This window comes from Selenomonadales bacterium 4137-cl, from assembly GCA_032334055.1.
Classification (GTDB): Bacteria; Bacillota; Negativicutes; order Sporomusales; family UBA7701; genus Anaeroselena; species Anaeroselena agilis.
In genome coordinates this window covers 579,374-603,178 of the sequence record JAUOZS010000001.1, presented here as the reverse complement: position 1 = coordinate 603,178, position 23,805 = coordinate 579,374, and the positions used below count along the sequence as shown (strand labels likewise).

Below are 23,805 nucleotides of genomic sequence, written 5' to 3'. Positions count from 1 at the left end.
GGCCACGCTATAATAGAAAAAAACTTCTGCGCGAGGCCGGACAATGAAACAAAAACTGCCCCAGAAATTCTACAGCCGTCTCTGGCGGGCCATCATCGAATTCGACCTCATCGCCGCCGGCGACCGCATCCTCGTCGGCCTATCCGGCGGCAAGGACAGCGTCTTCCTCACCTACGCCCTGGCCGCCCTCCGCGCCTCTTCCCCCCGCCCGTTCGAACTGGCCGCCGTCACCCTCGACCCGCAGTTCAGCGCCGACTTCGACCCGGCGCCGCTGACGGCGTTTTGCGCCAGCCTCGGCGTGCCCCACCACACCCTCAATGCCGACATTGCCGGCGCCATCGCCAAGGGCGGCGGCAAAAGCCCCTGCTTCGTCTGCTCCTACTTCCGCCGGGCAGTCATCAACAGCTTCGCCGTCAAAAACGGCTTCAACAAAATCGCCTACGCCCACCACCACGATGACGCCGTCGAGACCTTTGTCATGGGCCTGCTCTACACCGGCCAACTCCAAACCTTCCTGCCCAAAACCAAGCTTGACCGCACCGGTCTCACCGTCGTCCGGCCGCTCATCTACTTCCGCGAAAAAGAACTCCGCTCCACGCCCCGCCTGCACGGCTTCACCCCCATCCCCAGCCCCTGCCCACTCGACGGCAAAACAAAACGCCAGGAGGTAAAGGAACTGATTCGCGGCTGGGAACGTGCCGACAGGCATGTCTTCAGCCACCTGGCCGCCGCCATGCGCCAAAGCCCGGCTACCGAGCTTTGGCCTCAGACCCCGTCGCGGCCGGAATTGCAGGCGATGCACCGCGCCTTCTGGGGCAAAGACGATCCAGATTGCTGATAACCCGCATAACTTTTCTGAATTTTTCGCTTGCATCAGAATCTCGTTTCGTGCTATCATAAGTACCAAATCCACATCGCAAAGGCGATGAGCGGGAAAGTAAGAGCGCCGCATCCTCCCAGAGAGCCGGGCAAGGTGTGAGCCGGCAGGAAAAGCGTTCGGAAAGCCCCCCGCGAGCTGTGGGCCGAAGCACAGTAAGCCCCACCGCGTCCCCGGCGTTAAAGGGCAGAGGCGAGCCGCTCGGCGGCTAATCTAGGTGGTACCGCGGGATAATAAAACCCGTCCTTGTTCAAGGACGGGTTTTTTATTTATCGGCCTCCTATACGGCCTCAGGCGGCGAAACAGTAAAAACCGTTATTACAGTAACTACTATTGAGAGGTGGATTATCATGCGCGAACTACTGGAACTTCTGGAAAAGGACCATACGCTGACGGTGGCACAGCTGGCCGTCATGCTCGACAAGCCGCAGGATGAAATCGCCGCCCTGATAAAACAGTTCGAGGCGGACAAAACGATCGTCAAGTACCAGACGATCGTCAACTGGGAAAAGGCCGGCGCCGACCGGGTCACCGCAATAATCGAAGTCAGGATCACCCCCCAGCGGGAAGTGGGCTTCGACGCCATCGCCGAGCGCATCTACCGTTTCCCCGAAGTGCGCAGCCTCTACCTCATGTCAGGCGCCTATGACCTCCTCGTCATCGTCGAGGCCAAAACGCTCAAGGAGGCGGCCCAGTTCGTCTCCACCAAGCTGTCGACCATCGAGGGCGTCATCAGCACGACCACCCACTTCATGCTCAAACAGTACAAAGAGGCGGGAGTCATCCTCGAGGACGAGGAGGAGGACCGCAGGCTGGTGGTGTCGCCATGACCTGGGCCGAGCGCATCTCGCCCGCCGTCAGGGCCATCCCCCCTTCCGGCATCCGCCGCTTTTTCGACATCGTCGCCGAAACCAAAGGGGTCGTCTCCCTCGGAGTGGGCGAGCCCGACTTCGTTACCCCCTGGCATATCCGCGAAAGCTGCGTCTACGGCCTCCAGCAGGGCTACACCGCCTACACGTCCAACTATGGCCTGCTCGAACTCCGCGAGGAGATCGCCAAAAACTGCGCCGCCAGCTACGGAGTGAATTACGACCCCCGTAAAGAGGTGCTTGTCACGGTCGGGGTCAGCGAGGCGCTCGACCTTGCCATGCGGGCCATCCTCAGCCCCGGCGACGAAGTCCTTGTCCCCGAACCGTGCTACGTATCCTACAAGGCGTGCGTCTCCTTAGCCGGCGGCGTACCGGTGACGGTGCCGACGAGGATGGCCGACTGCTTCCGCGTGACGGTCTCCCAGCTCGAAGAACTGGTAACTCCCCGCACCAAGGCGCTCTTGATCGGCTACCCCAACAACCCCACCGGCGCGATCATGTCCAAAGCCGAGCTGGAAGGCATCGCCGCCTTCGCGCTCAAACACGACCTCATCGTCATCTCGGACGAAATATACGCCAGCCTCACCTACGACGGCGCCCACACCTGCTTCGCCTCTCTGCCCGGCATGCGCGACCGCACCATCCTCCTCAACGGCTTTTCCAAAGCTTACGCCATGACCGGCTGGCGGATCGGCTACGCCCTCTCCAACCCCGACTTCATCGGCGCGATGACCAAAATTCACCAGTACACCATGCTCTGCGCCCCCATCACCGCCCAGGTGGCGGCGGTCGAAGCGCTGCGCCACGGACAATGCAACATGCTGCGGATGGTCGAAGAGTACAACCGCCGCCGCCGCCTGATGGTGGACGGATTTAAAACCATCGGCCTCGACTGCTTCGAACCCAAGGGCGCCTTCTACATCTTCCCCTCCATCAAGCAGACCGGGCTGAGTTCCCTCGCCTTTGCCGAGGAACTCCTCAAAGCCGAAAAGGTCGCCCTCGTGCCGGGCGACGCCTTCGGCGAAAGCGGCGAAGGCTTCGTCCGCTGCTCGTACGCCTCCTCGACCGCCAACCTTTCCGAAGCTCTGACCCGCATCGGCCGCTTCGTAAAAAAGTATATATAAAGTATATATAAGGAAAAGCCCCCCGAATGCTGCACTGAACCCCGGCCAATGGACACAGATAAAAAGCCCTATCGTAGGATTAGATGAGATTACGCAAACTGGCGTCTTTTCGAGCGGCGTCAGTTTTGTTTTGAGTTGAATACGCTCGTGGTTGTAGAAAAAAATGTAGTTATCAATAAGCTGACGCGCCTGATCGACCGTCTTTGGCTTATGCCGCCGGATACACTCGGTCTTAAGGATGCTGAAGAAGTTTTCTGCCGGCGCGTTGTCATAGCAGTTTCCCCGCCTTGACATGGACGGAGTAATGCCGTAATTTTGAGTTAGGGTGAAATATGCCTGGGAAGTGTATTGAAACCCCTGGTCACTGTGGAGGTGCAACTCTGCAGTGACCGCTTCTTTTGCCTTGGCTTGCCGAACGGTTCGCAGAACCAGGTTGACCGACTGCTCGGTTCCAGTCTGGTAGGCGACAATACTGTTGTCAAACAGGTCGCGAATCATGGATAGATACAAGGTTCCCTGCGGCGTCTGGATATAGGAAACATCCGTTACCCATTTCTGATTAGGTTTGATGGCTGTGAAATCGCGGCCGAGGATATTCGGATACCGGTGCAGTTGACCGCTCATCTGCCGGTACTTTTTTCTGCGCCGGATTTGCGCCAGCAACCCGTACTTGTTCATGATGCGCAGCACCGCCTTATGGTTTTTCTTAATGCCTCGCCTCTCAAGCCATATCCCCACACGCCTATAACCGTAAGTTCCATTAGTCTGCCGCTGGCATTTTTGAATCAAGGCGGCCAACTTCTCCTCGGCGGATGACCGGTCTTTCCGTTTGAGATACGCGTAGTAGCCGCTTCTTGATACCTCAAAGAAATTACACATGACCGCAACCGGATGCTTGCCGGCATTTTGCGCTATGGCTATGTACTTAACCTGTGCTCTCACATCCTTCCAGCAGCGTGAAGAAAAGACCGGTATAGTTCCACTTCTCTTTCAAGTTCCCGTATCCGCAGCTCCATCGCGTGGTGTGCAGTTATCGGGCTTTTTCTGGGGCGGCCTTTCTTCTTGGGGGATGCCGGAAGGGTGGTCTGTCTCCGATTGTACCGGTTAATCCAGTTCTTGATTTGTACTTTTTCAAGACCCAAGGCATCTGCTATCTCCCGCCTGGTTCTTCCATCTTGTCGCATTTGCAGGATAATCCGCTCAGCCGATTGCATATCTGTCCATTTCCGTGACATACAAAACCTCCTATCGTAGTTATCCTACAACAGGAGGCTTTTTTGCTCAATGTCCGTTTTTTCGGGTTCAGTTCATGCCGGGGGGGCTTGCTCGTCATCGGTTACCGAACCAGTTGGGAGGCGTAAACCAGTTTCACGCCGGTAGCCTCCAGTTCGGGAATCATCTCGCGCAGGGCGACGGCGGTCGCCGGCCGGGCGTGGCCGATAGCGATGGCGCTCCCTTCCCTAACCGCCAGGCGGGCGGCGGTCCTAAGCTGGCCTTTAATATAATCGCCCTCGTTTCTGCCGTCGAGAAAAACTTCGTTCATCCCGCTGCGCAGCCCCGCCCTGCGGGCGGCGTCGTAAGCTATCGATTGCGCGCTGGTGCGGCTGTCTACGAAAAAGAGATTATTGGCCTTGAGGACACCCAGCACCGCGTTCATCACCCGGCGGTCGGACGTCGCCCGCGAACCCTGGTGATTATTGACGCCGATTATCCCCGGCACCGCCTTGAGGGCCTTGGCCGTAATATCGCGGATCTCCTGATCGCTCATCGTTACCTTGATCGTGCTGGCCTCCGACTGTTCGGATGCCGCCATCGGCTCCATCGGCAGATGAAGCATCACCTCGTGTCCGGCGCTCAGGGCCCGTGAAGCCGCCTCGCCGCTGTGGGGCCGGTACGGCAGGACGGAGAACGTCACCGGGCGCGGCATGGCGGCAAAAGCGGCCACCATCTCGCCGCTGTAGCCGAAGTCGTCGATGATGATCGCCAGGTTGCCGTGGCCTGTCGGCTTAGGCGGCGTCGGCCGTTCGGGCTTTTGCGGCAGCGGGATGAATATCCGGTCGGTGATAAGCGTCAGCGGATCGCCGCCAAGCGTGTCGCGGATGCCTACATCCACGCGGGTGGCCGCCTGCCCCTCGTATTTATCCTGCTCTGTCGCCAACACCTCGCCGCCGGTGTTCACAAGCTGCCCGGACAGCGCCCGCTTCACGGCGTCAGGCTGGGAATCGGCCGGAAGTGCAAGCTGGCGGGCATGCCAGCGGATTTTGCCTTCCACCGCCGTGCGCGGCGCTTCGCGACGCTCCTCCTGAACCTTGCGGGAGTCCAGCTTGGCCCCGGCCAGGCCTTTATCCACGGCGGAATGGATACGCTGGGCGGTTGCCGAATAATCGGCCACCGCTCCGGCGCCGGTTTTTTCGATCGTATAAAGCTTGTCCTTGGGAACCACCGTCTCCTTGGCCTTCTTGTCCGGCACATTGAGATAAAGAATAAGGGCGCCGAGCACCAGCAGCAGCAGAACCAGGCGCGTTTTACTGGATTTGAACATCATTCGTCTCCTGTGTAAGTTTATGTCGAAACGAGACAATCCCTGGCTTAATTATAAGCCAGGGATTGTCTCCGCACAACCCAGAATCCTTTTACAGTTTCACCGAAGCGCCGTCCGCCGGCACCGTCACCTGTGCCGCCAGCCCTTCCCGCTCGAGGAATTCCCGCAGAAGGGGACGGGTAAGCAGGCAATGGTTGAAAGCCTCCATATGCACCACCATTACCCGCGCCGCCGGGGCCGCCGCGCACACGGCCGCGATGTCGGCCGTGCCCATCGTTATCGGCCCGCCGCTCAAAAACTGCGCCGCCCCGGCGAAAAGCACGATCACCTCTGGCCGGTGCTCGGCCAGGGCCGCGGCCACCTCCGGGCACCACACGGTGTCGCCGGCGATATAGAGTGTGGGCTCGCCGGGGCAGCGGAGCACATAGCCCGACACCGGCCCCATCCTCTCGGCCAGCTCGCCGCTGCCGTGGCGGCCGCCGGTCCGGGTCAGGGAAACGCCCCGCCATTCGGCCGTATCCCCGACAGCGGTCACCTTCACAAAGCCGAAATCCCGAAACTTGGCCTCGTCGGCCGGCTGGCAAAAAACCGGCAGCTCCTTGGGCAGCCGTTCGGCCGCCGCGGCGTCGAAATGGTCGCGGTGGGTGTGAGTGCATAATATCCCGTCCACCGCCGCCAGATCGCTTTCATTTATCGGCAGCCCGACAAGAGGATTCCGGAGGGGATTCGGGGAATTGTCAATAGGCGGCATCGCTCCCGCCGGACTGAGAACCGGATCGACGAGCAGCTTAACCCCGCCCATGTTCACAATATGGGTCGCATGCCGCACTAGGCGTAATTCCATATCATCAGCCTCCCGTTAATTCTCTTCCTCTATTGTAAACAACGCCGCGGCAAAAAACGATAGCGTGGTGAAAGAATCGGCCCGCGTTTGCTTTCGCCGGGAAAGGAAAAAACCGCAAATGCTTGACGACACCGATCTGGCCATCATCAGGCTCCTCAGGGAAAACTCCCGCTTACAGTGGAAAGAGATCGGTGCGGCCGTTCACCTCACCGGCCAGGCCGTCGCCGCGCGGGTCAGGGCCCTGGAGGAAGCGGGCGTCATCACCGGTTATTCCGCCGGGGTAGATGCCGCCAAAATCGGTCAACCGCTGACCGCCTTCGTCACCGTATTCATGGCCAGCGCCGACCATGCCGCCTTCCACCGCTTCCTCGAAAACGAACAATCCATCACCGCCGCCCACCGGGTCAGCGGCGACGGTTGCTACTGGCTGCGGGCCGACCTCGCCTCTCACGACGAGCTCAACGCCCTGCTCCAAAAAATTCTCCGCCACGGCAACTACCGCCTCCACCTCTCCATCGGCCGCATAAAATAAAAGGAGGTGGCCACATGGGCCATCTGGGAAACGGCAAAAGCGACGTCTTCCGCGCCCTCGCCGCCCGCTTGGACAGAAACCCCGTCGGCGCTCCTTATAACGAAACCCTCATGCACATCCTCCACATCATGTACACCGACAAGGAAGCGGCCGTCGGCAGCCAGTTCCCGCCGGGCTTCACCAACCTCGACAAGCTGGCGGCGCAAACCGGCCTGCCGCTGGCCGAACTCGCCGCCATCCTCGAAAACATGGCCGCCAAAGGTCTCGTCGTCGATATCCCGCGCCGCGGCAAGGCGCTCTACTCCCTCTCGCCCCTCGTCATCGGCTTCTTCGAATACACCTTCATGCGCACCGGCGGCCCGCTGCCCCTGGGCGAGCTGGCGAGTCTGTTCGAGCGCTATCACCACGAACGTGGCGTCGCCGAAGAATTCTTCGGCGGCGAAACGAAGATCTTCCAGACCTGGGCGTACGAGAGCGCCCTGCCGGCGGACATCGCCACCGAGGTCCTCGACTACGAAAAAGCGTCCGCTATGATCCGCGCCGCCGGCACGGGCGCCCTGTCGATGTGCTACTGCCGCCACCAGGCCCGCCACCGGGGCACCGCCTGCGGCGCCCCGGTAGAAGATGTCTGCACCTCGCTCGGTGGAGCGGCCGAATGGCTCATCCGCAGAGGCTTCGCCCGTCCGGCCGGCGTCGACGAATTGCTCGGCGTCCTCGACCGCACCGAAGCCCTCGGCCTAGTCCACCTCGCCGACAACGTCGCCAACAAGCCCGCGTTCGTCTGCCACTGCTGCGGCTGCTGCTGCGGAGTGCTCCGCACTATCAACGAACAGGGCGTCATGGCCGTTCACCCCAGCAACTTCATCGCCCGCATCGACATGGCGAGATGCACCGCCTGCGGCTTATGCGCCCGGCGCTGCCACGTCAGGGCGATAACGGTCGCGCCGCCGTCCGCCGCCGTCGATCCCGCACGCTGCCTCGGCTGCGGCGTCTGCGCCAAAAGCTGCCCGCAGGGAGCGATAACCCTGTCCCGCCGCGACTTGGCCCGCACCCCTCCCCGGGATAAGCTGGAACAAATGACGCGGATCGCAAAGGAAAAAGGCAAACTATAGGAGGCTTATGAGTCATTTGAACCCGTACTACAAAGGTGTAGCCCTCGCCCTGCTCTCCGCGCTGGGCTTTTCGCTGCTGCCCATTTTCGGCATCTTCGCCTACCGCGAAGGCGTCAACGTCAACACCCTCCTTTTCCTGCGCTTCACGCTCACCGCCCTCTTCCTGTTCGCGTACGCAGGCGCCAGGAAGCAGGCCTTCACGGTATCACGCCGCCAGTTGGCCCTGCTGTTCGCGCTGGGCGGCATCTGCTATTCCGCCCAGTCCTCGCTCTTCTTCTCGTCGCTGCACTACATCCCCGCCTCCCTCACCTCCCTGCTGCTCTACACCCACCCCTTGTTCGTCGCCATCCTCGCCAGCATCGTCGACAAAGAAAGGCTGACCCGCAGCAACATCCTGGCCATCGTCCTGTCCATGACAGGGCTGGTGTTCGTCCTCGGCGCCTCGCCGGCGGAGGTCAACCTCATCGGCATTCTCATGGCCTTCGGGGCGGCCGTCGTCTACTCCGCCTACCTCCTGCTCGGCACCCGGTTGGTGAAACAAATGTCGCCCCTCGTCACCAGCGCCTTTGTCGCCAGCTTCGCCGCCCTCTCGCTCCTCGTCGCCGGCATCGCCGCCGGCAAGCTCAGCCTCGCCCTCTCCGCCACCGCCTGGATGGCGGTCGCCGGCATCGTCGCCTTTGCCACCATCATGGCCATGCTCGCCCTTTTCCGCAGTCTTGAACTCATCGGCCCCACCCGCACTTCCATCCTCAGCATGATCGAGCCGCTCCTCACCTTCTCCTTCTCCGCCCTCCTGTTCGGCGACCGGCTCACGCCCCTGCAGCTCGCCGGCGGGGCGGCCGTGCTCGCGGGCGCCGCCCTGGTTATCAAGGCGCGCGCCAAGGAAAAAGCCGGTTAACACAAACAATTAAACCCCCGCCGCCGGGGGTTTATATTATCCCTTTTATCGCCAGCGCCAGCGCCAGCAGCATCACCGCCTGAGTCACCACGAACCCGGACGCAGCCACCCTTACGCCCAGCCGCCGGCCGAAAACGCCGACGGCGCGCGGCAGCGAAGATGCGAACAAGTCGTAGAAATTGTGCAGCAAGGAAACGGTCAGCAGCAGCGGCACAACCGTAGCGGCCGGCACGGCGCCGTCGCGCAGCGCCGCCCCCACCGCCGCCACCCCGCCGATCATGCTGACCAGCCCGGTGCCGGCGAGCGGCAGCAAGCCGGCGTCGAGACCAATTCGAGTCAGAATCGGCAAATAGTCGGTCAAGCGCTGCAGATAGCCGGTCTTGATAAACAGCATCGCCACGTACGACATCGCGGCCATCCAGACGGCCATATTCACGAAAGGCCGCCAGCTTCCGGCCACCGCCGCCCGTACCGCTTCCGGCCAGCCCATGACGGGTTTGCCGGCCGGAACCGGGCACCCGCCCGCCCGGCCGCCGCTCAACAGGCGGGCGTAAACCACCCCGGTCAGCGATATAACCGCGAAGGCGGCAAAATAAACGGCGAGGAAACGGGCGGCCACCCCCGGCGGATAAAGAGCCGCCATGATGGGAATAAAAGAAAACACGAAAAAGCGCAGAACCGACGGCGCCTTAGCCACCAGATTGGCGGCGATCACTTCCCCGTTCGACAGCCCCGCCCGCTCCTTCGCCAGCGCGACCGCCGCCATCCCCGCGGTCCGGTCGCCGGCAGCCAGCACCACCGACAAGGCGCAGGCCGGCGGCAGGCCGGTCAGGCGGGCCACGGCGGGCAACAGCCGCCGGCCGCCGATCACCCCGCCGCGGCTGGTGAACAGGCCGGCGAGGAACAACCCGACGTACAGGGACGGCAACACGCTTTTCATTATTTCGACCGTCGCCCAGGCGGCCGCGGCCAATTCACTCATCGCCTTTCCCCCGCCGACGGTAGATGCAGCCGACATGCCTGGCGCAGTAATAGCCGCCCTCACCGCAGGACGCGAAACTCTCGGGAGCGCCCACCGCTGGCCGGCCGGCCTGGGCCGCGATCAGGGCAAACGCTTTGTCCACCTGTTCCTCCGTTCCCTCCACCAACATCGTCGTCGCTCCCTCCGCGCCGTCCACGCCCCCCGCGCCAAGCACCGTCACCGCCGCGCCGGTCATCATTTCCAGCGCCTCTTTCTCGGTTACCACCCTGCCGAACAGCGGCAGCAGCCCCACGGCCATGCCCATCGAGCGGTCCACCCGTCCGCGGCCGGCCTTGCGGCAGATGTCGGCTATCGACCCCGGTATCAACTTCTCCAGGCCGACGGCGACAATCGTTTGTATTCCTTCCGAATTCAGCATGCTCAGCGCCTTGCCGGCCGCGCCGCCGCCGGCAAGCCCGGCCATCAGCCCGGCCGTACCGTGGCGATCCAGGGCATTCGCGCCGGTAATGAACAAATCGCCGGAATCCATGGTCGCCAATTCCTCGGCGAGGCACCCGTCGACGCACCGCCATTGTCCGCCCTCGATCAACACGATGTGCGGCGCCTCCACCAACCGTTTGGCTGTTCTGGCCCCGTCCGCAGCGATCCGCCCGCCGAGGCGGAGCGGCGGAACGCCGAACAGCTCGGCCAGGGCGGCCACCGTGGTCCCCGCCTTCAGCACGATCTTGCCCCGCTCCCTCGCCTCCCGCACCTCTGGCATCCCGTAGATTGCGAGAGCGATCAGCCTTTTGGCCACCGGTACGCTGACTACTACCTGACCGGTCATTACGCCGCCTCCTCTGTTAGCAGAAAAGAGTTCCGTTATCGATAAATTCCCGTCCGCCGGGCGCCAATCCTGCCAAGGAGCTGATAGAATGCAAGAAGTACCCGACATCATCCGCCCCGGCCTCACCATCCTGTTCATCGGCTTCAACCCCGGCATCCGGTCCGCCGAGACAGGCCACCACTTCGCCGGCCATTCCAACCGCTTCTGGAAGCTGCTGCACGCTTCCGGCCTCACCTCCCGGCAGCTCAGGCCCGAAGAGGACAAAACGCTGCTTTCCCTCGGCTTCGGCATCACCAACATCGTCCCCCGCCCGACAAAAGCCGCGGCGGAGATCACCCGCGAGGAATACCGCCACGGACGAATCGCGCTCACCGACAAACTCGCCCGCTACCGGCCGCGGATCGCCTGCTACGCCGGCATCGGCGTCTACCGCGAGTTCGCCGCCCAGAAAGATGTCGTATGCGGCCTGCAGCCGATAACGGTCGTGCCGGACGTGACCGACTTCGTCGTGCCAAACCCCAGCGGCCTCAACCGCATGCCCTTCGCCGACCAGCTCCGCTATTACAAAGAACTCGAACGCCTCGCCGCCTTGCCGGATAGTGCGGCCGCGCCGGGCAAACACTAACCTTAGTACTATTCACGGGAGGGCTATGACGTGGAAAGAATCAACTTCCCCCAGATAACCGGCCAGTCCGACCTGCTGGACCCTTTCCGCCCCGGCCGCTTTCAGTACAACTTCTTCGATAGGTGGGAAGAGCTGGAGAAGGAATACGACGATCGGCTATAGCTGCACGCAAAAATCACGTCGCGGAACACGATTTTCTTTTCACATCAGATAGGGGATTTGCCGGTATAGCGTCGAAATAGGTGTAAAAGCGAGTCCATGCGACAAAATCGAAGCATACAGACCGGAGCCACACCTATCCCGGCAGGAGGATGCCAGATGGACCTATTTGAGGACATCCGCGGAAAAATCGCATCTTTGCCGCGCAGTCAACGGAAAGTCGCCCAACACATCATGGATAACTGGGAACGCGTCGCCTATGAATCGTCGACAGCGGTCGCCCGCCAGCTCAATCTCAGCCAGGCTACGATTATCCGCACCGCCTGCGCCCTCGGTTTCGCCGGCTTCCCTGAGCTGCAGGGCCACCTGCGTGACATCATCCAACAGCGGGTGTCGTTGGTCGGTCGACTCGATCAGGTTGTCAACCGTTTCGGCAAGGAGCAGGAACAAGGAGAACCCAGCACAAAAGACCGGGTATTCCGGCAAATGGCCGGAAACCTGCGGACCTTGTACACCGCTACATCGGAAGACCAACTGTGCCGGGCCGTGGACTCCTTGATGACAGCGGAGCGGGTCTTTATCGTAGGAATGCGTTCGTCAAGCGCCATCGCCGCATACCTGGGTTTCAACCTCTCGATGGTCCGCCCCAACGTGATAATCCAGGACAACGATTACAACCTCCTCGAAAAAATGAAATCCCTGTCAGCCGACGATCTTATTGTCGCCATAGTATTCCCGCGCTACACGCGCCTCGCGATCGAAGCCACCAGGAAAGCCTATCTGTTGGGTGCCCGCGTCATCGGGATCACCGATTCCGCCGCATCTCCCATCGGCGCTTTGTGCCACCAATCCTTCTACCTTCCTGCGACCTCGACCCATTACAACCATTCCGCCATTGCCGCCATCGCCCTTGTCGACGCCCTGTTGTCCTTCCTGTCGGTGCGTTACGCAGACAGCGTCCGCAAGGAACTGGAATTGATAGAACAAGACTTCAAGAACTTCAACATCTTCGAAAAATAAAGGATATACAACTTCCGCCGGGGTAACCCCGGTTTTTTTTATTTTCCCGGAAGGATTTTTCCGCGCCAACCAGAATAGTATGAAAAAAGAATAGATCACTTCTTTTATCATCAATAAAGTTTAAATTACTACAATTTATTTTCGCAAGGGAGACACTTTCCATGACAAGTGCAAAATTCGCCGTTATCGGCGCCGGCAACGGCGGTTTGGCCTTCGCCGGCTGCCTCGCCCTCCGCGGCGCGTTCGTGCGGATCCACGACAACAATCCGGCGCTGATGGCTGATCTGGCGGCCAAGGGCACGATTGAAGTAACCGATTGCGGACAATCGTCACTCGCCTCGATCGGTGAAGTATGCCCCGGCCTCGGCACAGCCGTCGCCGGTGCCGACATAATATTCGTAGTCACGCCGGCCGACACCCACCGCGCCATCGCGACCGCCATGGCGCCCTACATCGGCCAGGGCGCCACCGTCCTGCTCCATCCCGGCAGAACCGGCGGGGCCCTCGAAGTGAAAAACATCTTCAACACCCTCATCCCCGGCAGGCGGGTAATCGTCGGCGAAGCCCAGACATTGCTATTCGCCTGCCGCAGGTATCCCCCCAACAAAGTAGCGATCATGGGCACCAAACGGCGGGTGGCGATTGCCACCTTGCCCAGAAATGCCGCACACGGCGTGATAAACACGCTGAAACCGTTCTTTCCCCAGTTCGCGGCCGCCGAAAACATCCTGGAAACAAGCCTCGGCAACATCGGCGCCATCTTCCACCCCGCCCCGACCGTGCTGAACGCCGCGCGGATCGAGACCTCCCCCGTACCCTTCCGTTACTACATCGACGGCATCTCCCCGTCGGTGGCCAAAATACTCGAACTGATCGACGCAGAACGCGTGCTGGTTGCCGAAAAGCTGGGCAAACGGGTGCCGTCCGCGCTGGAATGGCTCCGCCAAGCTTACGGCATCTCCGCCTCCAGCCTTCACGAAGCCATCCAAAAAAACCCCGCTTACCAGGAACTCATCGCCCCCAAAACCATCGACGTCCGCTACCTGGACGAGGACGTACCGACAGGACTGGTGCCGCTTGCCGCCCTCGCCGGCCTCTGCGGAGTGCCGGCCCCGTTCATGAACGCCATCATCGGCCTGGCCGGCGTGATACGGGGAAAAGACTACCGGCGGACCGGCAGAAGCCTCGAACGGCTGGGGCTGGCGAACATGTCTGCGGACGACATCCAAGCAATGGTTAATACATAGAACCTAAAAGGAGGGCTGCCGGAAAAACCGCGTCGACGTCGAACGATAACAAAAGAAAAGAGGTGTATGCAAATTGAAAAGCGCCGACCTGCTTAACCTGATGCTTTACGTATCCTACCTCGGCGGCCTGTTGTTCATCGGCAAAGTATTGCGGGCCAAAATCTCCCTGTTCCAGCGCCTTTACTTCCCGGCGGCCCTCATCGCCGGCTTCCTCGGACTCGCCCTCGGGCCGTTCGGGGTGAAACTCATTCCCGTCGCAATGATTAATACATGGAGCATTTTGCCGGGACGACTCATCGACATCGTCTTTGCCTGCGTATTCCTCGGCACGGTAGTGCCGTCGGTAAGACAAATCTGGCAATACGCGGGACCACAGTTGGTGTATTCATGGTTCGTGGTCGCCTGTCAATGGATCGTCGGCATCGGGCTGGCCTACTTCATCATTCAGCCGATATGGAACATCCCCGCCTTTGTCGGCACGATAATCGAGATCGGCTGGGCGGGCGGACACGGCACCGCCGGTGGAATGGCCGTCGTCTTCAAGAACCTCGGGTTCCCCGAAGGCGGCGACCTGGGCCTCACCTCCGCGACCGTCGGCCTGGTAGTCGGCATTATCGTCGGCATGGCCTACATCAACATCGCGGTCCGTAAAGGCTACACATCGGTCCTCGAATCCCCCGACCAGATCAAAACCGGCAACCTGTCGGGCATTCTGCCGGCCGACCAGGAGAAAGTCATCGCCAAAAGCCGCATCACCACCGACTCGATCGAGCCGTTCGCCCTTCACCTTTGCCTGGTCGGCATCTCGATCATAATCGGCTGGTTCATCCACGAAGGCCTGATCGCCCTCCATCCGAAGTTCAAAGCCGTACCGCTGTTCCCGCTGGCGATGATCGGGGGCGTCCTGATCCAGATTATCGCCAACATGACGAAAACCGACGGTCTCATCAACAGGCAGGTGATAGAACGCATCCAGGGCACCGCGCTCGATTTCCTGGTCGTAGCCGCGGTATCCTCGATCAAGATCCCGGTGGTCATAAAATACGCCGTGCCGCTGCTTATCCTCATGGCCGGGGGCGTCGTCCTGATGCACCTCCTCACCTGGTTCCTGGCCCCGCGGATCTTCCCCGACTCCTGGTTCGAAAGAGGCATCGCCGAATACGGCGCCCTGTGCGGCGTGCTGGCGGTCGGGCTGATGCTGCTGCGGGTCGTCGACCCCGACCTGAAAACCGCGGCTCCGAAAGCCTTCGCTTTTGAACGTCCGTTCTTCAGCCCGTTCGTCGGCGGCGGCCTCATTACCGCGGTCGTGCCCATCTTCGTGCATGAAATGGGAGCCCTGGCCGTTATCGGCGCTGCCGCCGTCCTCGCGGTGGCGCTCATGGGGGTGGCCTACCTGTGCGGCTGGTTCAGACCGCATCCGGGGGCTTACAGATAAGCGGGCCAAACGCCGCAACAGCAAACTGGAGGTAAACAACATGAACGCCAAACAATGCGACATCCTGTTTCTGTCCCAAGAGGACGTAATCAAGGCCGGAGCTCTGGATATGAGCATCGCCGTCCCCCTGATGGAGCAGGTGTACCTTGAGCACCACCGGAAAAACTACGTACTGCCCGGAAAATGCGTCCTGCGCTGGGGCGACGGCGACAGCGAGTGGACCCGCGGGCGCATCAACGCCATGCCGGGGTCGATCGGTGGCGGCATCGAAGCCGTCGGCATCAAATGGATCGCCAGCAGCCCGCAGAACCCGTTCCGCCACGGCCTGCCCCGCGCCTCGGCCGTCATCATCCTCAACGACCCGGAAACCCTCGTGCCGATAGCCGTCATGGACGGCACTGTCATCAGCGCCGTCCGCACCGGCGCCAACACCGGCGTCGCCGCGAAATACCTCGCCCGTCCCGACGCCAAAATCCTTGGCCTGATCGGGGCGGGGGTCCAGAACCGCACCCAGCTTACCGCCCTGCTCCAGGTACTGCCGTCGCTTGCGGAAATCCGCATCTTCGATCCAGTTCCCGAACGCCGCCAGCAATTCGCCAAAGACATGTCCGCGCAAACCGGGCGCGCCGTGGTCCCGGCCAATTCCGCCTGGGCGGCGCTCGACGGAGCCGACATCTACGTAACGGCGACATCCACCTCCACGCCGATAATCAAAAGCGACTGGGTCGTCCCGGGTCTGTTCTACTCGCACGTCGGCAGCCACGAGTGCGAATTCGCCGCCATAATGAAAATGGACAAAAGGGTTGTCGACGACTGGGAGCAAATCAAGCATCGCGGCGTCGAAAGCCTCGCCATCATGCACGCTCAGGGCATGATCGACGATTCGGCGGTCACGGCGGAAATCGGCGCCATCGTCGCCGGCGCCAAACCCGGCCGCGAAAGCGACAAAGAGACCGTCTACTTCAACACGGTCGGACTGGGGATTCAGGACGTCGCCCTGGGATCGGCCATCTACAAGCGGGCGCTGGCAAACGGCCTTGGTACCAAGCTGCGCCTGTGGGACACCCCGTTCGCCCTATAGCCCGGCTTGCCTGCATCGATTAAAAACCAAAAGCGGTTGAGGGATATTCCCTCAACCGCTTTTTCCGTCGAAGCGACCGGATCATTTCCGCCGGCTGTTAAGCTCGGCGAACAATTCCGTCGGCGTGATGTCGTGGTGGGCCAGCAGCACCAGGCAGTGGTACCACAGGTCGGCCATCTCGTACAGTATTTCCCCCTTGGCGTCGTTCTTCGAGGCGATGATCGTCTCGGCCGCCTCCTCGCCCACCTTCTTGAGGATTTTGTCCCGCCCCTTCCCGAACAGGTAGGTGGTGTAGGACCCCTCCTTGGGGTTGGCCTTGCGGTCGTTGATGACATTATAAAGCTCATAGAGCACCGTCATCGCCGGCTTGTAGTCGGCGGCCGCGGACGTGTCCCGTTCCGTCTCGCCGCCGTCCAGGCGGCGGCTGAAGCATGAGAAGGTGCCCTCGTGACAGGCGGCCCCCGTCTGATCGACCTTCACCAGCAGCGTATCGCCGTCGCAATCGTAGTAAACTTCACGCACCTTCTGCACATGCCCCGAAGTCTCGCCCTTCTGCCACAAGGCCCGCCGGCTGCGGCTGTAGAACCAGGTCACTCCGGTTTCCAGCGTCTTCGCCAGCGACTCGCTGTTCATATACGCCATCATCAGCACCGTGCCCGAGGCGGCATCCTGGATGACGGCCGGCACCAGGCCCTGCTGATCGAATTTTATCATGTCCGTGTTCATAGCCTGACCTCCACCCCGTGCGAACGGAGATAATCCTTCACCTGCCGGACGGTGAACTGCCCGTAGTGAAACACCGATGCGGCCAGCACAGCGTCGGCCTTGCCGTCGACAAGCACCTCGTAGAAATGGGCCAGCTCGCCGGCCCCGCCGGAAGCGATCACCGGCACGTCCACCGCCTCGGAAACCGTCCGCGTCAGGGGAATATCGTAACCGTCCTTCGTCCCGTCGCGGTCCATGCTGGTGAGAAGAATCTCCCCCGCCCCGAGAGCGGTGCCCTCCTTTATCCATTCCAGCACGTCGATGCCGGTCGGCGTACGGCCGCCGTTCACATAGACCTCCCATTTGCCCGGCCCCGCCTGGCGGGCGTCCACCGCCAGCACGATACACTGGCGGCCGAACCGCTTCGCCCCTTCGGCCAGAATGCTGGGGTTCTTCACCGCCGCCGTGTTGAGCGACACCTTGTCGGCGCCGGCCTTGAGCATCGTCCTGATGTCGGCCAGCGTGCGGATGCCGCCGCCGACGGTGAACGGAATGAAAACCTGGGCCGCCGTACGCTTGACCACGTCCACCATCGTGTCGCGTTCCTCGGCCGACGCGGTGATATCGAGAAAAACCAATTCGTCGGCGACCTCGCGGTCATAGACCGACGCCAGCTCCACCGGGTCGCCGGCGTCGCGGAGGCCGACGAAATTCGTACCCTTGACCACCCGCCCGTCCTTTACATCCAGGCAGGGGATAATCCGTTTCGTATACACGCTACGCCTCCTCCCCTCTCGCCGCCTTCAGCGCTGCCGGCAAGCCGACCGCGCCGGTGTACAGCGCCTTGCCGATGATGACGCCCTCCACCCCGTCGGCCGCCGCAGCCCGCACCGCCACGACATCGGCCAGACTGCTGACCCCGCCCGAGGCGATAACCGGGATACCGGCCGCTTTCGCCAGCGCGCGGGTGGCTGGCACGTTCACGCCGGCGAGGGTACCGTCGCGGGAAATATCGGTGTAAATGATGCGGGCCACACCGGCGGCCGCCATGCGGGCGGCAAGCTCCTCCGCCCCCACGCCGCCGCTCACGCCCCAGCCCTCCACGGCCGCGACGCCGTCCTTGGCGTCGATGCCGACCACGACACGGTCGCCGTAAACGGCGCAGGCTTCCTTCACCAGCGCCGGCTCGCGCACCGCCACCGAGCCGAGGATGACCCTCGTCACGCCGGCAGACAGCACGGCGTCGATATTGGCCAGGGTACGGATGCCGCCCCCCAGCTGGATGGGGATCTTCACCGCCGCCGCGATCCTCGCCACGATCGCCAGATTAACCGGTTGACCGGCCAAAGCGCCGTCGAGATCGACGACATGGAGATATTCGGCCCCCTCATCCGCCCAGCGCCGGGCCATGGCCGCCGGGTCGTCGGCGTACACCGTCTCGGCGTCGAACCGGCCCTCGGTGAGGCGCACACACCGGCCGCCGCGGATATCGATCGCGGGAAAAACTATCATATGGCAAGCTCCTTGAAATTCGCCAGGATTTTCAGGCCGACATCGCCGGACTTCTCGGGATGAAACTGCACGGCATGCACATTGCCCCGGCCCACGGCCGCCGTCACCCGGCCGCCGTACTCCGTCCGGGCGGTTATCATGGCCGGGTCGTCCGGCACCGCGTGGTAGCTATGGACGAAATAAACATAGGGATTGCCGGGCAGCCCGGCGAACAGCGGGCTAGACCCGTCAAACTCCAGGCTGTTCCAGCCCATATGGGGCACCTTCAGACCGGGCGCGACCAGCCTGCGCACCATGCCGGGGAAAATCCCCAGCCCCGGCACTCCCGGATCCTCCTCGCTGCCCGCGAACAGGATCTGCAGCCCCACGCAGATGCCGAGCAGCGGCGTGCCCTTGGCGACCACCTCGCGGACGACATCGGCAAGACCGTAATCCGCTAGGTTGCTCATACAATCGCCGAAAGCCCCCACGCCGGGCAGCACCACTTTCGCGGCGTCCGTTATCGCCGCCGGGTCGCTGGTCACGACCGCGTCCGCTCCCAGGCGGGCGAAAGCCTTCTCCACGCTGTACAGATTGCCTACCCCGTAATCAATGATCGCGATAACATTATTCACTATAATACCCCTTTGCTCGACATTACGCCGACAATGCGCCCGTCAATGCGGGTCGCCTCGGCGAGCGCCCGGCCGAGAGCCTTGAAAATCGCCTCATGGATGTGATGGGCGTTCCTGCCAGCCAGCAGCCGCACATGGATGGTCAGCCCGGCGTTCACCGCCAGCGCCCGCAGAAATTCCTCGGTCAGTTCGCCCGCGTAGCTGCCGATGACGCAGGCCGCCGCTTCCACATCGTACTGGAGAAAAGGCCGGCCGCTCACGTCGAGTGCCACCATCGCCAGCGCCTCGTCCATCGGCACAAAAGCCGTCCCGTAGCGGCGGATGCCCCGCTTGTCTCCCAGCGCCCGGGCAAGCGCCTGCCCCAGGACGATGCCGGTGTCCTCCACCGTGTGGTGGGCATCGATATGAAGATCGCCATCCGCCTTCACCTCAAGGTCGAACAGACCATGCCTGGCGAACAGCACCAACATATGGTCGAAAAAACCCACCCCGGTGGTTACCACGGCCTGACCAGAGCCGTCGACAGCCAGAGTCAGCCTGATATCCGTCTCGGTTGTCTTGCGTTCGATACTGCCGACACGTTCCATCATCTACACCTCACCGTGGAGAAATTTCCCGGTCGCCGCCAGGAGGGCGTCGTTCTCCGCCCCGGTCCCGACCGTAATCCGCAGGCAACCAGCCAGCGACGGCGCGGCGCTGAAATCCCGCACCCCGACGCCCCTGGCGGCCAGATACTCGGCCAACGCCTTGGCGCGACCGGTTCTGACGAGCAAGAAGTTCGTCGCCGACGGAAAAACCTCGACGGCGGGCAGCTCGCGGAGGGCGATGGCCAGCCGTTCCCGTTCGGCCACCGTCCCGGCGATGCCGGGGGCGAACTCGCCCCTCATCTCCCAGGCTGCCTGCGCGGCGGCCAGCGAAAAAGCGTTCAGGTTATAAGGCAGCAGCACCTTGCCGATGGCGGCGATTATTTCCCGGTCGCCTGCGGCGTAGCCCACGCGGGCGGCTGCCAGGCCGTATGCCTTCGAAAAGGTGCGCGCCACGATCAGGTTGCGGTATTTGCCGAGCAGCGGCAAGGCCGACTGGCCGGAAAACTCGCCGTACGCCTCATCCACCACCACCGGGCAGCGGGCGCCGGCCACGATATACTCTACGGCCTCCGGGGCCATTGCGCCGCCGGTGGGGTTGTTGGGGTTGCAGAGGATGATCAGCGCCGCCTGCTCCTTAAGCGCGGTGGCGAGCACCTTCTCCGGCGCCAGCGCGAACCCGGCGTCGAGTTCCACCGTCAGCGGCACGCTGTCAGCCAGCTTGCAGTAAATCGGGTACATCGAAAAAGACGGGCTCGGCTGGACTATCTTCCGCCCCGGGCCGCCGAAAACCCGGCAGATCGCGGCCAGCACCTCGCTGGAGCCATTGCCGAGCACGATGTTTTCAGGCTCCAGCCTCAGCCCGTTAGCCAGCGCCTGTTTGAGGCTATGCTGGCCGATCTCGGGGTAACGGTTGGCGGCCACCGCCGCCAGCCGTTCGGCGATCGCGGCCTGCACCGCGGGCGGCGGCGCCTCGGCCCGCTCGTTGGCGTCCAGCTTGACCGGCCAGGCAATATCGGGAACATGATACGATTTCAGGGTGTCAAGACCGGGGCGAATCTGCCACATCTGTGCGCCTCCTTATCCGTACCGCGTTGGCGTGGGCCTCCAGCCCCTCGGCGGTCGCCAGGCGGATAACGTCGTCGCCCACCGCGCTCAGGGCGGCCTCGGTATAAGCGATAACGCTCGTCCTTTTCATGAAAGTCTCCACCGACAGCACCGAATAAAACCGGGCGGTGCCGCCGGTCGGCAGCACATGGTTGGGGCCGGCCAGATAATCGCCCAGCGGTTCGGGCGAGTACGGCCCGAGGAACACGGCGCCGGCATGCCTAACTGCCGGCAGTTGGGCGTACGGGTCGGCGGTCAGGATCTCCAGATGCTCGGGAGCGGCTATGTTGGCCAGCTCCATCGCGGCATCGATATCGTCAGTAATAATAATCAGCCCGTTGCGCGCCAGCGCCTCGCCGGCGATGCCCGACCGCGGCAGGGCGGCAAGCTGGCGGGCCGCCTCCCGTTCGACCGCCGCCGCCAGGGCGGGGCTGTCGGTTATCAGGATGCTGGCTGCCAGCACATCGTGCTCGGCCTGGCTCAGGAGGTCGGCGGCCACGTAGGCCGGGTCGGCGCCGCCATCGGCGACGATGAGGATCTCGCTCGGCCCGGCCAGCATGTCGATATCGCAGTAACCGTATACCGCTTTTTTCGCCAGGGTGACGAAAATGTTGCCCGGCCCGGTGATCTTATCCACCTTAGGGACGGTGGCGGTGCCGAACGCCAGGGCGGCGATCGCCTGGGCGCCGCCGGCCTTGATTACCTTCGTCGCCCCGGCCGCCTCGGCGGCGGCCAGCACATAAGGATTGACGCTGCCGTCCCGCGCCGGCGGCACGGCCATGACAATCTCCCTTACCCCGGCCACGACTGCCGGCACGATATTCATAATCACCGACGACGGGTAGGCCGCCGTCCCGCCGGGGACGTACACCCCCACCCGCTCCAGCGGCAGGCACCGTTGGCCTAGCTTCGCCCCGTGCTCGCGGTCGGTCATCCACGACTGTGGCACCCGTTCGGCGTGGTAGCTGCGGACATTGGCGATCGCCTTCATCAGCGAGGCCATCACCGCCGGCTCCACCGCCGCCCGGGCGGCGGCGAACTCGGTCTCGCTCACCGGCATCGTCGCGGCGCTAAGCCGCGGTCCGTCGGTCAGTTCAGTGTAACGAAGCAAAGCGTCGTCGCCGTCCTTACGGACATCGGCAATAATTCTCGCCACAACCTCGGCGGCCGTCATTTCACGGCCGAACATCGCCCTCACCCGGGCGCGCGCCCCCTCGCCCAGTTCCACCGCGTCAAAAGGCGGCTTGACGAGCAGGGGCCTTACCTCTTCCACAGATTTATTGCGCGCGTCGATCGTTCTCATGCTTTGCTCCCGCTTTCGGCCAACTGCCTCAGTTCCTCGGTCAGCCGGTTGATGCGCTCGAACTTCATCTTAAAACTGACGCGATTGGCGATGAACCGGGCGGTCGCCTGGTTTATCTGGGCCACCTCGACAAGCTTATTCTCCTTCAGCGTTCGCCCGGTCTCCACCAGATCGACGATCATCTCCGCCAGGCCGACGATCGGGGCCAGCTCGATCGAACCGCCCAGCTTGATTATCTCCATCTGGATGCCGGCGTCGCGGAAAAACTTTTCGGCGGTATTGGGGTACTTGGTCGCCACCCTCATATGCGCGTAATCGGCCAGCTTCGGCTGTCTGAGCGCCTCCGGCACCGCCACCACCATGCGGCAAAGCCCGAACTTGAGGTCGAGCAGCTCATAAACATTCTTATTCTCTTCCGCGAGAACATCTTTGCCGATTATACCAACGTCGGCGGCCCCGTACTCCACGTACGTGGGCAGGTCGGCCGTCTTGGTGATGATAAACCTGATCTTATGCGCCTCGTTGGCGATAACCAACCGGCGCGAATCCTCGCTCAGGCCGTCGGCCGTGTATCCGGCTGCGGCCAGCAGCCTGGCGGCCGGCGCGAACAGTTTTCCCTTCGGCAGAGCGATCGTCAGGTAATTCATATCACTGGAAGTCATCAGCGCATCCTCACTTTAGTTATTTAAAGTATTAACATGCTAACATGATACCATCAAGGTGTTTGAATCGTCAACCCCTCTTGTAGGAATTTTTACGTATGTGTAGAAGTATTTGACAGATAATAATCCTCGTAAGGGGGCTCACTATGGCAAGCGCGCTCAATATCCTCGTCCTCAACAACCTGGCCGACCGCCACAAGAACGCCATCACCGCGGTGATGCCGGGCATCACCGTTTCCGTCTCCGATCCCGAACATGCCCGCGAATACATTGCCGCCACCGATATCCTCGTAGCCTGGGGCTGGACGGACATTCGTCCCCTTTACCTCGCCGCCCCTCGCCTGAAATGGGTCCATGCCCTGAGCGCCGGGGTCGAGAACCTGACCTTCCCGGAAATCCAGGACAGCGACACCATCCTCACCAACTCCAAGGGCATTCACGGCATCCCGGTATCCGAGCACGTCTTCGCGATGATGCTGGCCTTCACCCGCGGCCTCAATCTCCTTATCCGCCAGCAGCAGACCGCCAATTGGAACAGGGTGCCCACCGACGAAGTCCACGAAAAAACCATCGGCATTGTCGGCCTCGGCAGCATCGGCCGCGAAATCGCCAAAAAGGCCAAAGGGATGGGCATGGAGGTCGTCGCCACCAAGCAGGAGATGACGACCGAAATCTTCGTCGACAAGCTTTATAAACCCGAACAACTCCACGAAATGCTGGCCGTCTCCGACTTCGTCGTCTCCGCCGTGCCGCTGACCGACAAAACTGCCGGCATGTTCACCCTCGAAGAATTCCGGGCCATGAAACCCACCGCCTATTTCTTCAACATCGCCCGCGGCGCCGTCGTCCGCGAAGCCGATTTGACGCTCGCACTGCAGCTCGGCGTAATAAAAGGCGCCGGTCTCGACGTCTTCGAAAACGAGCCGCTGCCGGCCGACAGCCCGTTATGGTCGATGGACAACGTCATCGTCACCCCCCACCTGGCGGCCATCTCGCCCTACTACCTTGACCGGGCCGTCAAACTGTTCGTCGACAACCTCGACCGCTTCACCCAGAACAGAGAGATGTTCAATATTATCGACAAGGTCAAAGGATACTAAACCAAGTTCAACATAACCGCCAAGAGCCAAAAGGACTTTTCCTTT

Annotated in this window: 25 protein-coding genes and 1 other annotated feature; of the genes, 13 read left to right on the top strand and 12 right to left on the bottom strand. The window is 62.1% G+C overall.

Annotation, left to right across the window (positions count from 1 at the left end):
- The first annotated feature begins 43 nt into the window (after positions 1 to 43).
- The 3 genes from Q4T40_03080 to Q4T40_03070 all read left to right on the top strand — a co-directional run bounded on the left by Q4T40_03080 (position 44) and on the right by Q4T40_03070 (position 2,870).
- Positions 44 to 838, top strand: coding sequence for an ATP-binding protein (locus tag Q4T40_03080; GenBank protein MDT8900221.1), 795 nt, complete (start codon positions 44 to 46; stop codon positions 836 to 838).
- Positions 839 to 916: 78 nt separating this feature from the next.
- Positions 917 to 1,128 (top strand) — a binding site (T-box leader).
- 99 nt (positions 1,129 to 1,227) lie between these two features.
- Positions 1,228 to 1,707, top strand: a complete 480-nt coding sequence (locus tag Q4T40_03075; GenBank protein MDT8900220.1) for an Lrp/AsnC family transcriptional regulator — start codon at positions 1,228 to 1,230, stop codon at positions 1,705 to 1,707.
- The gene (locus tag Q4T40_03070) at positions 1,704 to 2,870 is read left to right on the top strand and encodes an aminotransferase class I/II-fold pyridoxal phosphate-dependent enzyme (GenBank protein MDT8900219.1); all 1,167 of its coding nucleotides are present in this window, start codon (positions 1,704 to 1,706) and stop codon (positions 2,868 to 2,870) included. The genes Q4T40_03075 and Q4T40_03070 overlap by 4 nt, the downstream gene beginning before the upstream one ends.
- 1,336 nt (positions 2,871 to 4,206) lie before the next feature.
- Here the strand turns inward: Q4T40_03070 and Q4T40_03065 are convergent.
- Both Q4T40_03065 and Q4T40_03060 read right to left on the bottom strand, forming a co-directional pair.
- Positions 4,207 to 5,412, bottom strand: a complete 1,206-nt coding sequence (locus Q4T40_03065) for a divergent polysaccharide deacetylase family protein (protein ID MDT8900218.1) — start codon at positions 5,410 to 5,412, stop codon at positions 4,207 to 4,209.
- A gap of 91 nt (positions 5,413 to 5,503) precedes the next feature.
- Entirely contained in the window at positions 5,504 to 6,256 is a 753-nt protein-coding gene (locus tag Q4T40_03060; GenBank protein MDT8900217.1) for an MBL fold metallo-hydrolase, read from the bottom strand.
- A 118-nt stretch (positions 6,257 to 6,374) separates the two neighbouring features.
- Here Q4T40_03060 and Q4T40_03055 point away from each other — a divergent pair, with 118 nt between their 5' ends.
- The 3 genes from Q4T40_03055 to Q4T40_03045 are packed head-to-tail and all read left to right on the top strand — an operon-like array spanning position 6,375 to position 8,798.
- Positions 6,375 to 6,788: an Lrp/AsnC family transcriptional regulator gene (locus tag Q4T40_03055; protein ID MDT8900216.1), complete on the top strand. Its 414-nt coding sequence runs from the start codon at positions 6,375 to 6,377 to the stop codon at positions 6,786 to 6,788.
- A 14-nt stretch (positions 6,789 to 6,802) separates the two neighbouring features.
- Positions 6,803 to 7,900: a 4Fe-4S binding protein gene (locus Q4T40_03050; GenBank protein ID MDT8900215.1), complete on the top strand. Its 1,098-nt coding sequence runs from the start codon at positions 6,803 to 6,805 to the stop codon at positions 7,898 to 7,900.
- 7 nt (positions 7,901 to 7,907) lie between these two features.
- Positions 7,908 to 8,798, top strand: coding sequence for a DMT family transporter (locus Q4T40_03045; protein ID MDT8900214.1), 891 nt, complete (start codon positions 7,908 to 7,910; stop codon positions 8,796 to 8,798).
- Between the two features lie 31 nt (positions 8,799 to 8,829).
- Here Q4T40_03045 and Q4T40_03040 read toward each other — a convergent pair whose 3' ends face one another.
- Together Q4T40_03040 and Q4T40_03035 are read right to left on the bottom strand one after the other, a co-directional pair.
- Entirely contained in the window at positions 8,830 to 9,780 is a 951-nt protein-coding gene (locus Q4T40_03040) for a hypothetical protein (GenBank protein MDT8900213.1), read from the bottom strand.
- Positions 9,773 to 10,606 (bottom strand): hypothetical protein, encoded by an 834-nt coding sequence (locus tag Q4T40_03035; GenBank protein ID MDT8900212.1) that lies wholly within the window; start codon positions 10,604 to 10,606, stop codon positions 9,773 to 9,775. The genes Q4T40_03040 and Q4T40_03035 overlap by 8 nt, the downstream gene beginning before the upstream one ends.
- A gap of 88 nt (positions 10,607 to 10,694) precedes the next feature.
- Between Q4T40_03035 and mug the strand changes: the two genes are divergently transcribed.
- From mug to Q4T40_03005, 6 genes are all read left to right on the top strand, one after another.
- Positions 10,695 to 11,231: a G/U mismatch-specific DNA glycosylase gene (gene mug / locus Q4T40_03030; GenBank protein ID MDT8900211.1), complete on the top strand. Its 537-nt coding sequence runs from the start codon at positions 10,695 to 10,697 to the stop codon at positions 11,229 to 11,231.
- Between the two features lie 30 nt (positions 11,232 to 11,261).
- Positions 11,262 to 11,393 carry a hypothetical protein gene (locus Q4T40_03025; protein ID MDT8900210.1) on the top strand — a complete coding sequence of 44 codons (132 nt, stop codon included), beginning with the start codon at positions 11,262 to 11,264 and terminating at the stop codon, positions 11,391 to 11,393.
- A gap of 156 nt (positions 11,394 to 11,549) precedes the next feature.
- On the top strand, positions 11,550 to 12,410 hold the full coding sequence (locus Q4T40_03020) for a MurR/RpiR family transcriptional regulator (GenBank protein ID MDT8900209.1): 861 nt from the start codon (positions 11,550 to 11,552) through the stop codon (positions 12,408 to 12,410).
- Positions 12,411 to 12,571: 161 nt separating this feature from the next.
- Positions 12,572 to 13,657 carry an NAD/NADP octopine/nopaline dehydrogenase family protein gene (locus tag Q4T40_03015; protein ID MDT8900208.1) on the top strand — a complete coding sequence of 362 codons (1,086 nt, stop codon included), beginning with the start codon at positions 12,572 to 12,574 and terminating at the stop codon, positions 13,655 to 13,657.
- Between the two features lie 73 nt (positions 13,658 to 13,730).
- Positions 13,731 to 15,092: a sodium/glutamate symporter gene (locus Q4T40_03010; protein MDT8900207.1), complete on the top strand. Its 1,362-nt coding sequence runs from the start codon at positions 13,731 to 13,733 to the stop codon at positions 15,090 to 15,092.
- Between the two features lie 40 nt (positions 15,093 to 15,132).
- Positions 15,133 to 16,173, top strand: a complete 1,041-nt coding sequence (locus Q4T40_03005; GenBank protein MDT8900206.1) for an ornithine cyclodeaminase family protein — start codon at positions 15,133 to 15,135, stop codon at positions 16,171 to 16,173.
- A gap of 81 nt (positions 16,174 to 16,254) precedes the next feature.
- On the opposite strand, the gene hisIE is transcribed toward Q4T40_03005, so the two are convergent.
- The 8 genes from hisIE to hisG are packed head-to-tail and all read right to left on the bottom strand — an operon-like array spanning position 16,255 to position 22,660.
- Positions 16,255 to 16,899, bottom strand: a complete 645-nt coding sequence (gene hisIE, locus Q4T40_03000; GenBank protein ID MDT8900205.1) for a bifunctional phosphoribosyl-AMP cyclohydrolase/phosphoribosyl-ATP diphosphatase HisIE — start codon at positions 16,897 to 16,899, stop codon at positions 16,255 to 16,257.
- Positions 16,896 to 17,654, bottom strand: a complete 759-nt coding sequence (gene hisF / locus Q4T40_02995; protein MDT8900204.1) for an imidazole glycerol phosphate synthase subunit HisF — start codon at positions 17,652 to 17,654, stop codon at positions 16,896 to 16,898. The genes hisIE and hisF overlap by 4 nt, the downstream gene beginning before the upstream one ends.
- A gap of 1 nt (position 17,655) precedes the next feature.
- A complete protein-coding gene (hisA, locus tag Q4T40_02990; GenBank protein MDT8900203.1) occupies positions 17,656 to 18,390 on the bottom strand; it encodes a 1-(5-phosphoribosyl)-5-[(5-phosphoribosylamino)methylideneamino]imidazole-4-carboxamide isomerase in 735 nt (244 codons plus the stop codon).
- Entirely contained in the window at positions 18,387 to 19,004 is a 618-nt protein-coding gene (gene hisH / locus Q4T40_02985; protein MDT8900202.1) for an imidazole glycerol phosphate synthase subunit HisH, read from the bottom strand. The genes hisA and hisH overlap by 4 nt, the downstream gene beginning before the upstream one ends.
- Positions 19,004 to 19,591: an imidazoleglycerol-phosphate dehydratase HisB gene (gene hisB, locus Q4T40_02980; protein ID MDT8900201.1), complete on the bottom strand. Its 588-nt coding sequence runs from the start codon at positions 19,589 to 19,591 to the stop codon at positions 19,004 to 19,006. The genes hisH and hisB overlap by 1 nt, the downstream gene beginning before the upstream one ends.
- A gap of 3 nt (positions 19,592 to 19,594) precedes the next feature.
- Entirely contained in the window at positions 19,595 to 20,656 is a 1,062-nt protein-coding gene (gene hisC / locus Q4T40_02975; GenBank protein MDT8900200.1) for a histidinol-phosphate transaminase, read from the bottom strand.
- Positions 20,631 to 21,998 carry a histidinol dehydrogenase gene (hisD, locus tag Q4T40_02970; protein ID MDT8900199.1) on the bottom strand — a complete coding sequence of 456 codons (1,368 nt, stop codon included), beginning with the start codon at positions 21,996 to 21,998 and terminating at the stop codon, positions 20,631 to 20,633. Before hisD ends, hisC begins: the two co-directional genes overlap by 26 nt.
- Complete coding sequence (gene hisG / locus Q4T40_02965) at positions 21,995 to 22,660, bottom strand: ATP phosphoribosyltransferase (protein MDT8900198.1); 666 nt, start codon at positions 22,658 to 22,660, stop codon at positions 21,995 to 21,997. Before hisG ends, hisD begins: the two co-directional genes overlap by 4 nt.
- 146 nt (positions 22,661 to 22,806) lie before the next feature.
- Between hisG and Q4T40_02960 the strand changes: the two genes are divergently transcribed.
- Positions 22,807 to 23,760 carry a D-2-hydroxyacid dehydrogenase gene (locus tag Q4T40_02960; protein MDT8900197.1) on the top strand — a complete coding sequence of 318 codons (954 nt, stop codon included), beginning with the start codon at positions 22,807 to 22,809 and terminating at the stop codon, positions 23,758 to 23,760.
- Positions 23,761 to 23,805: the final 45 nt, after the last annotated feature.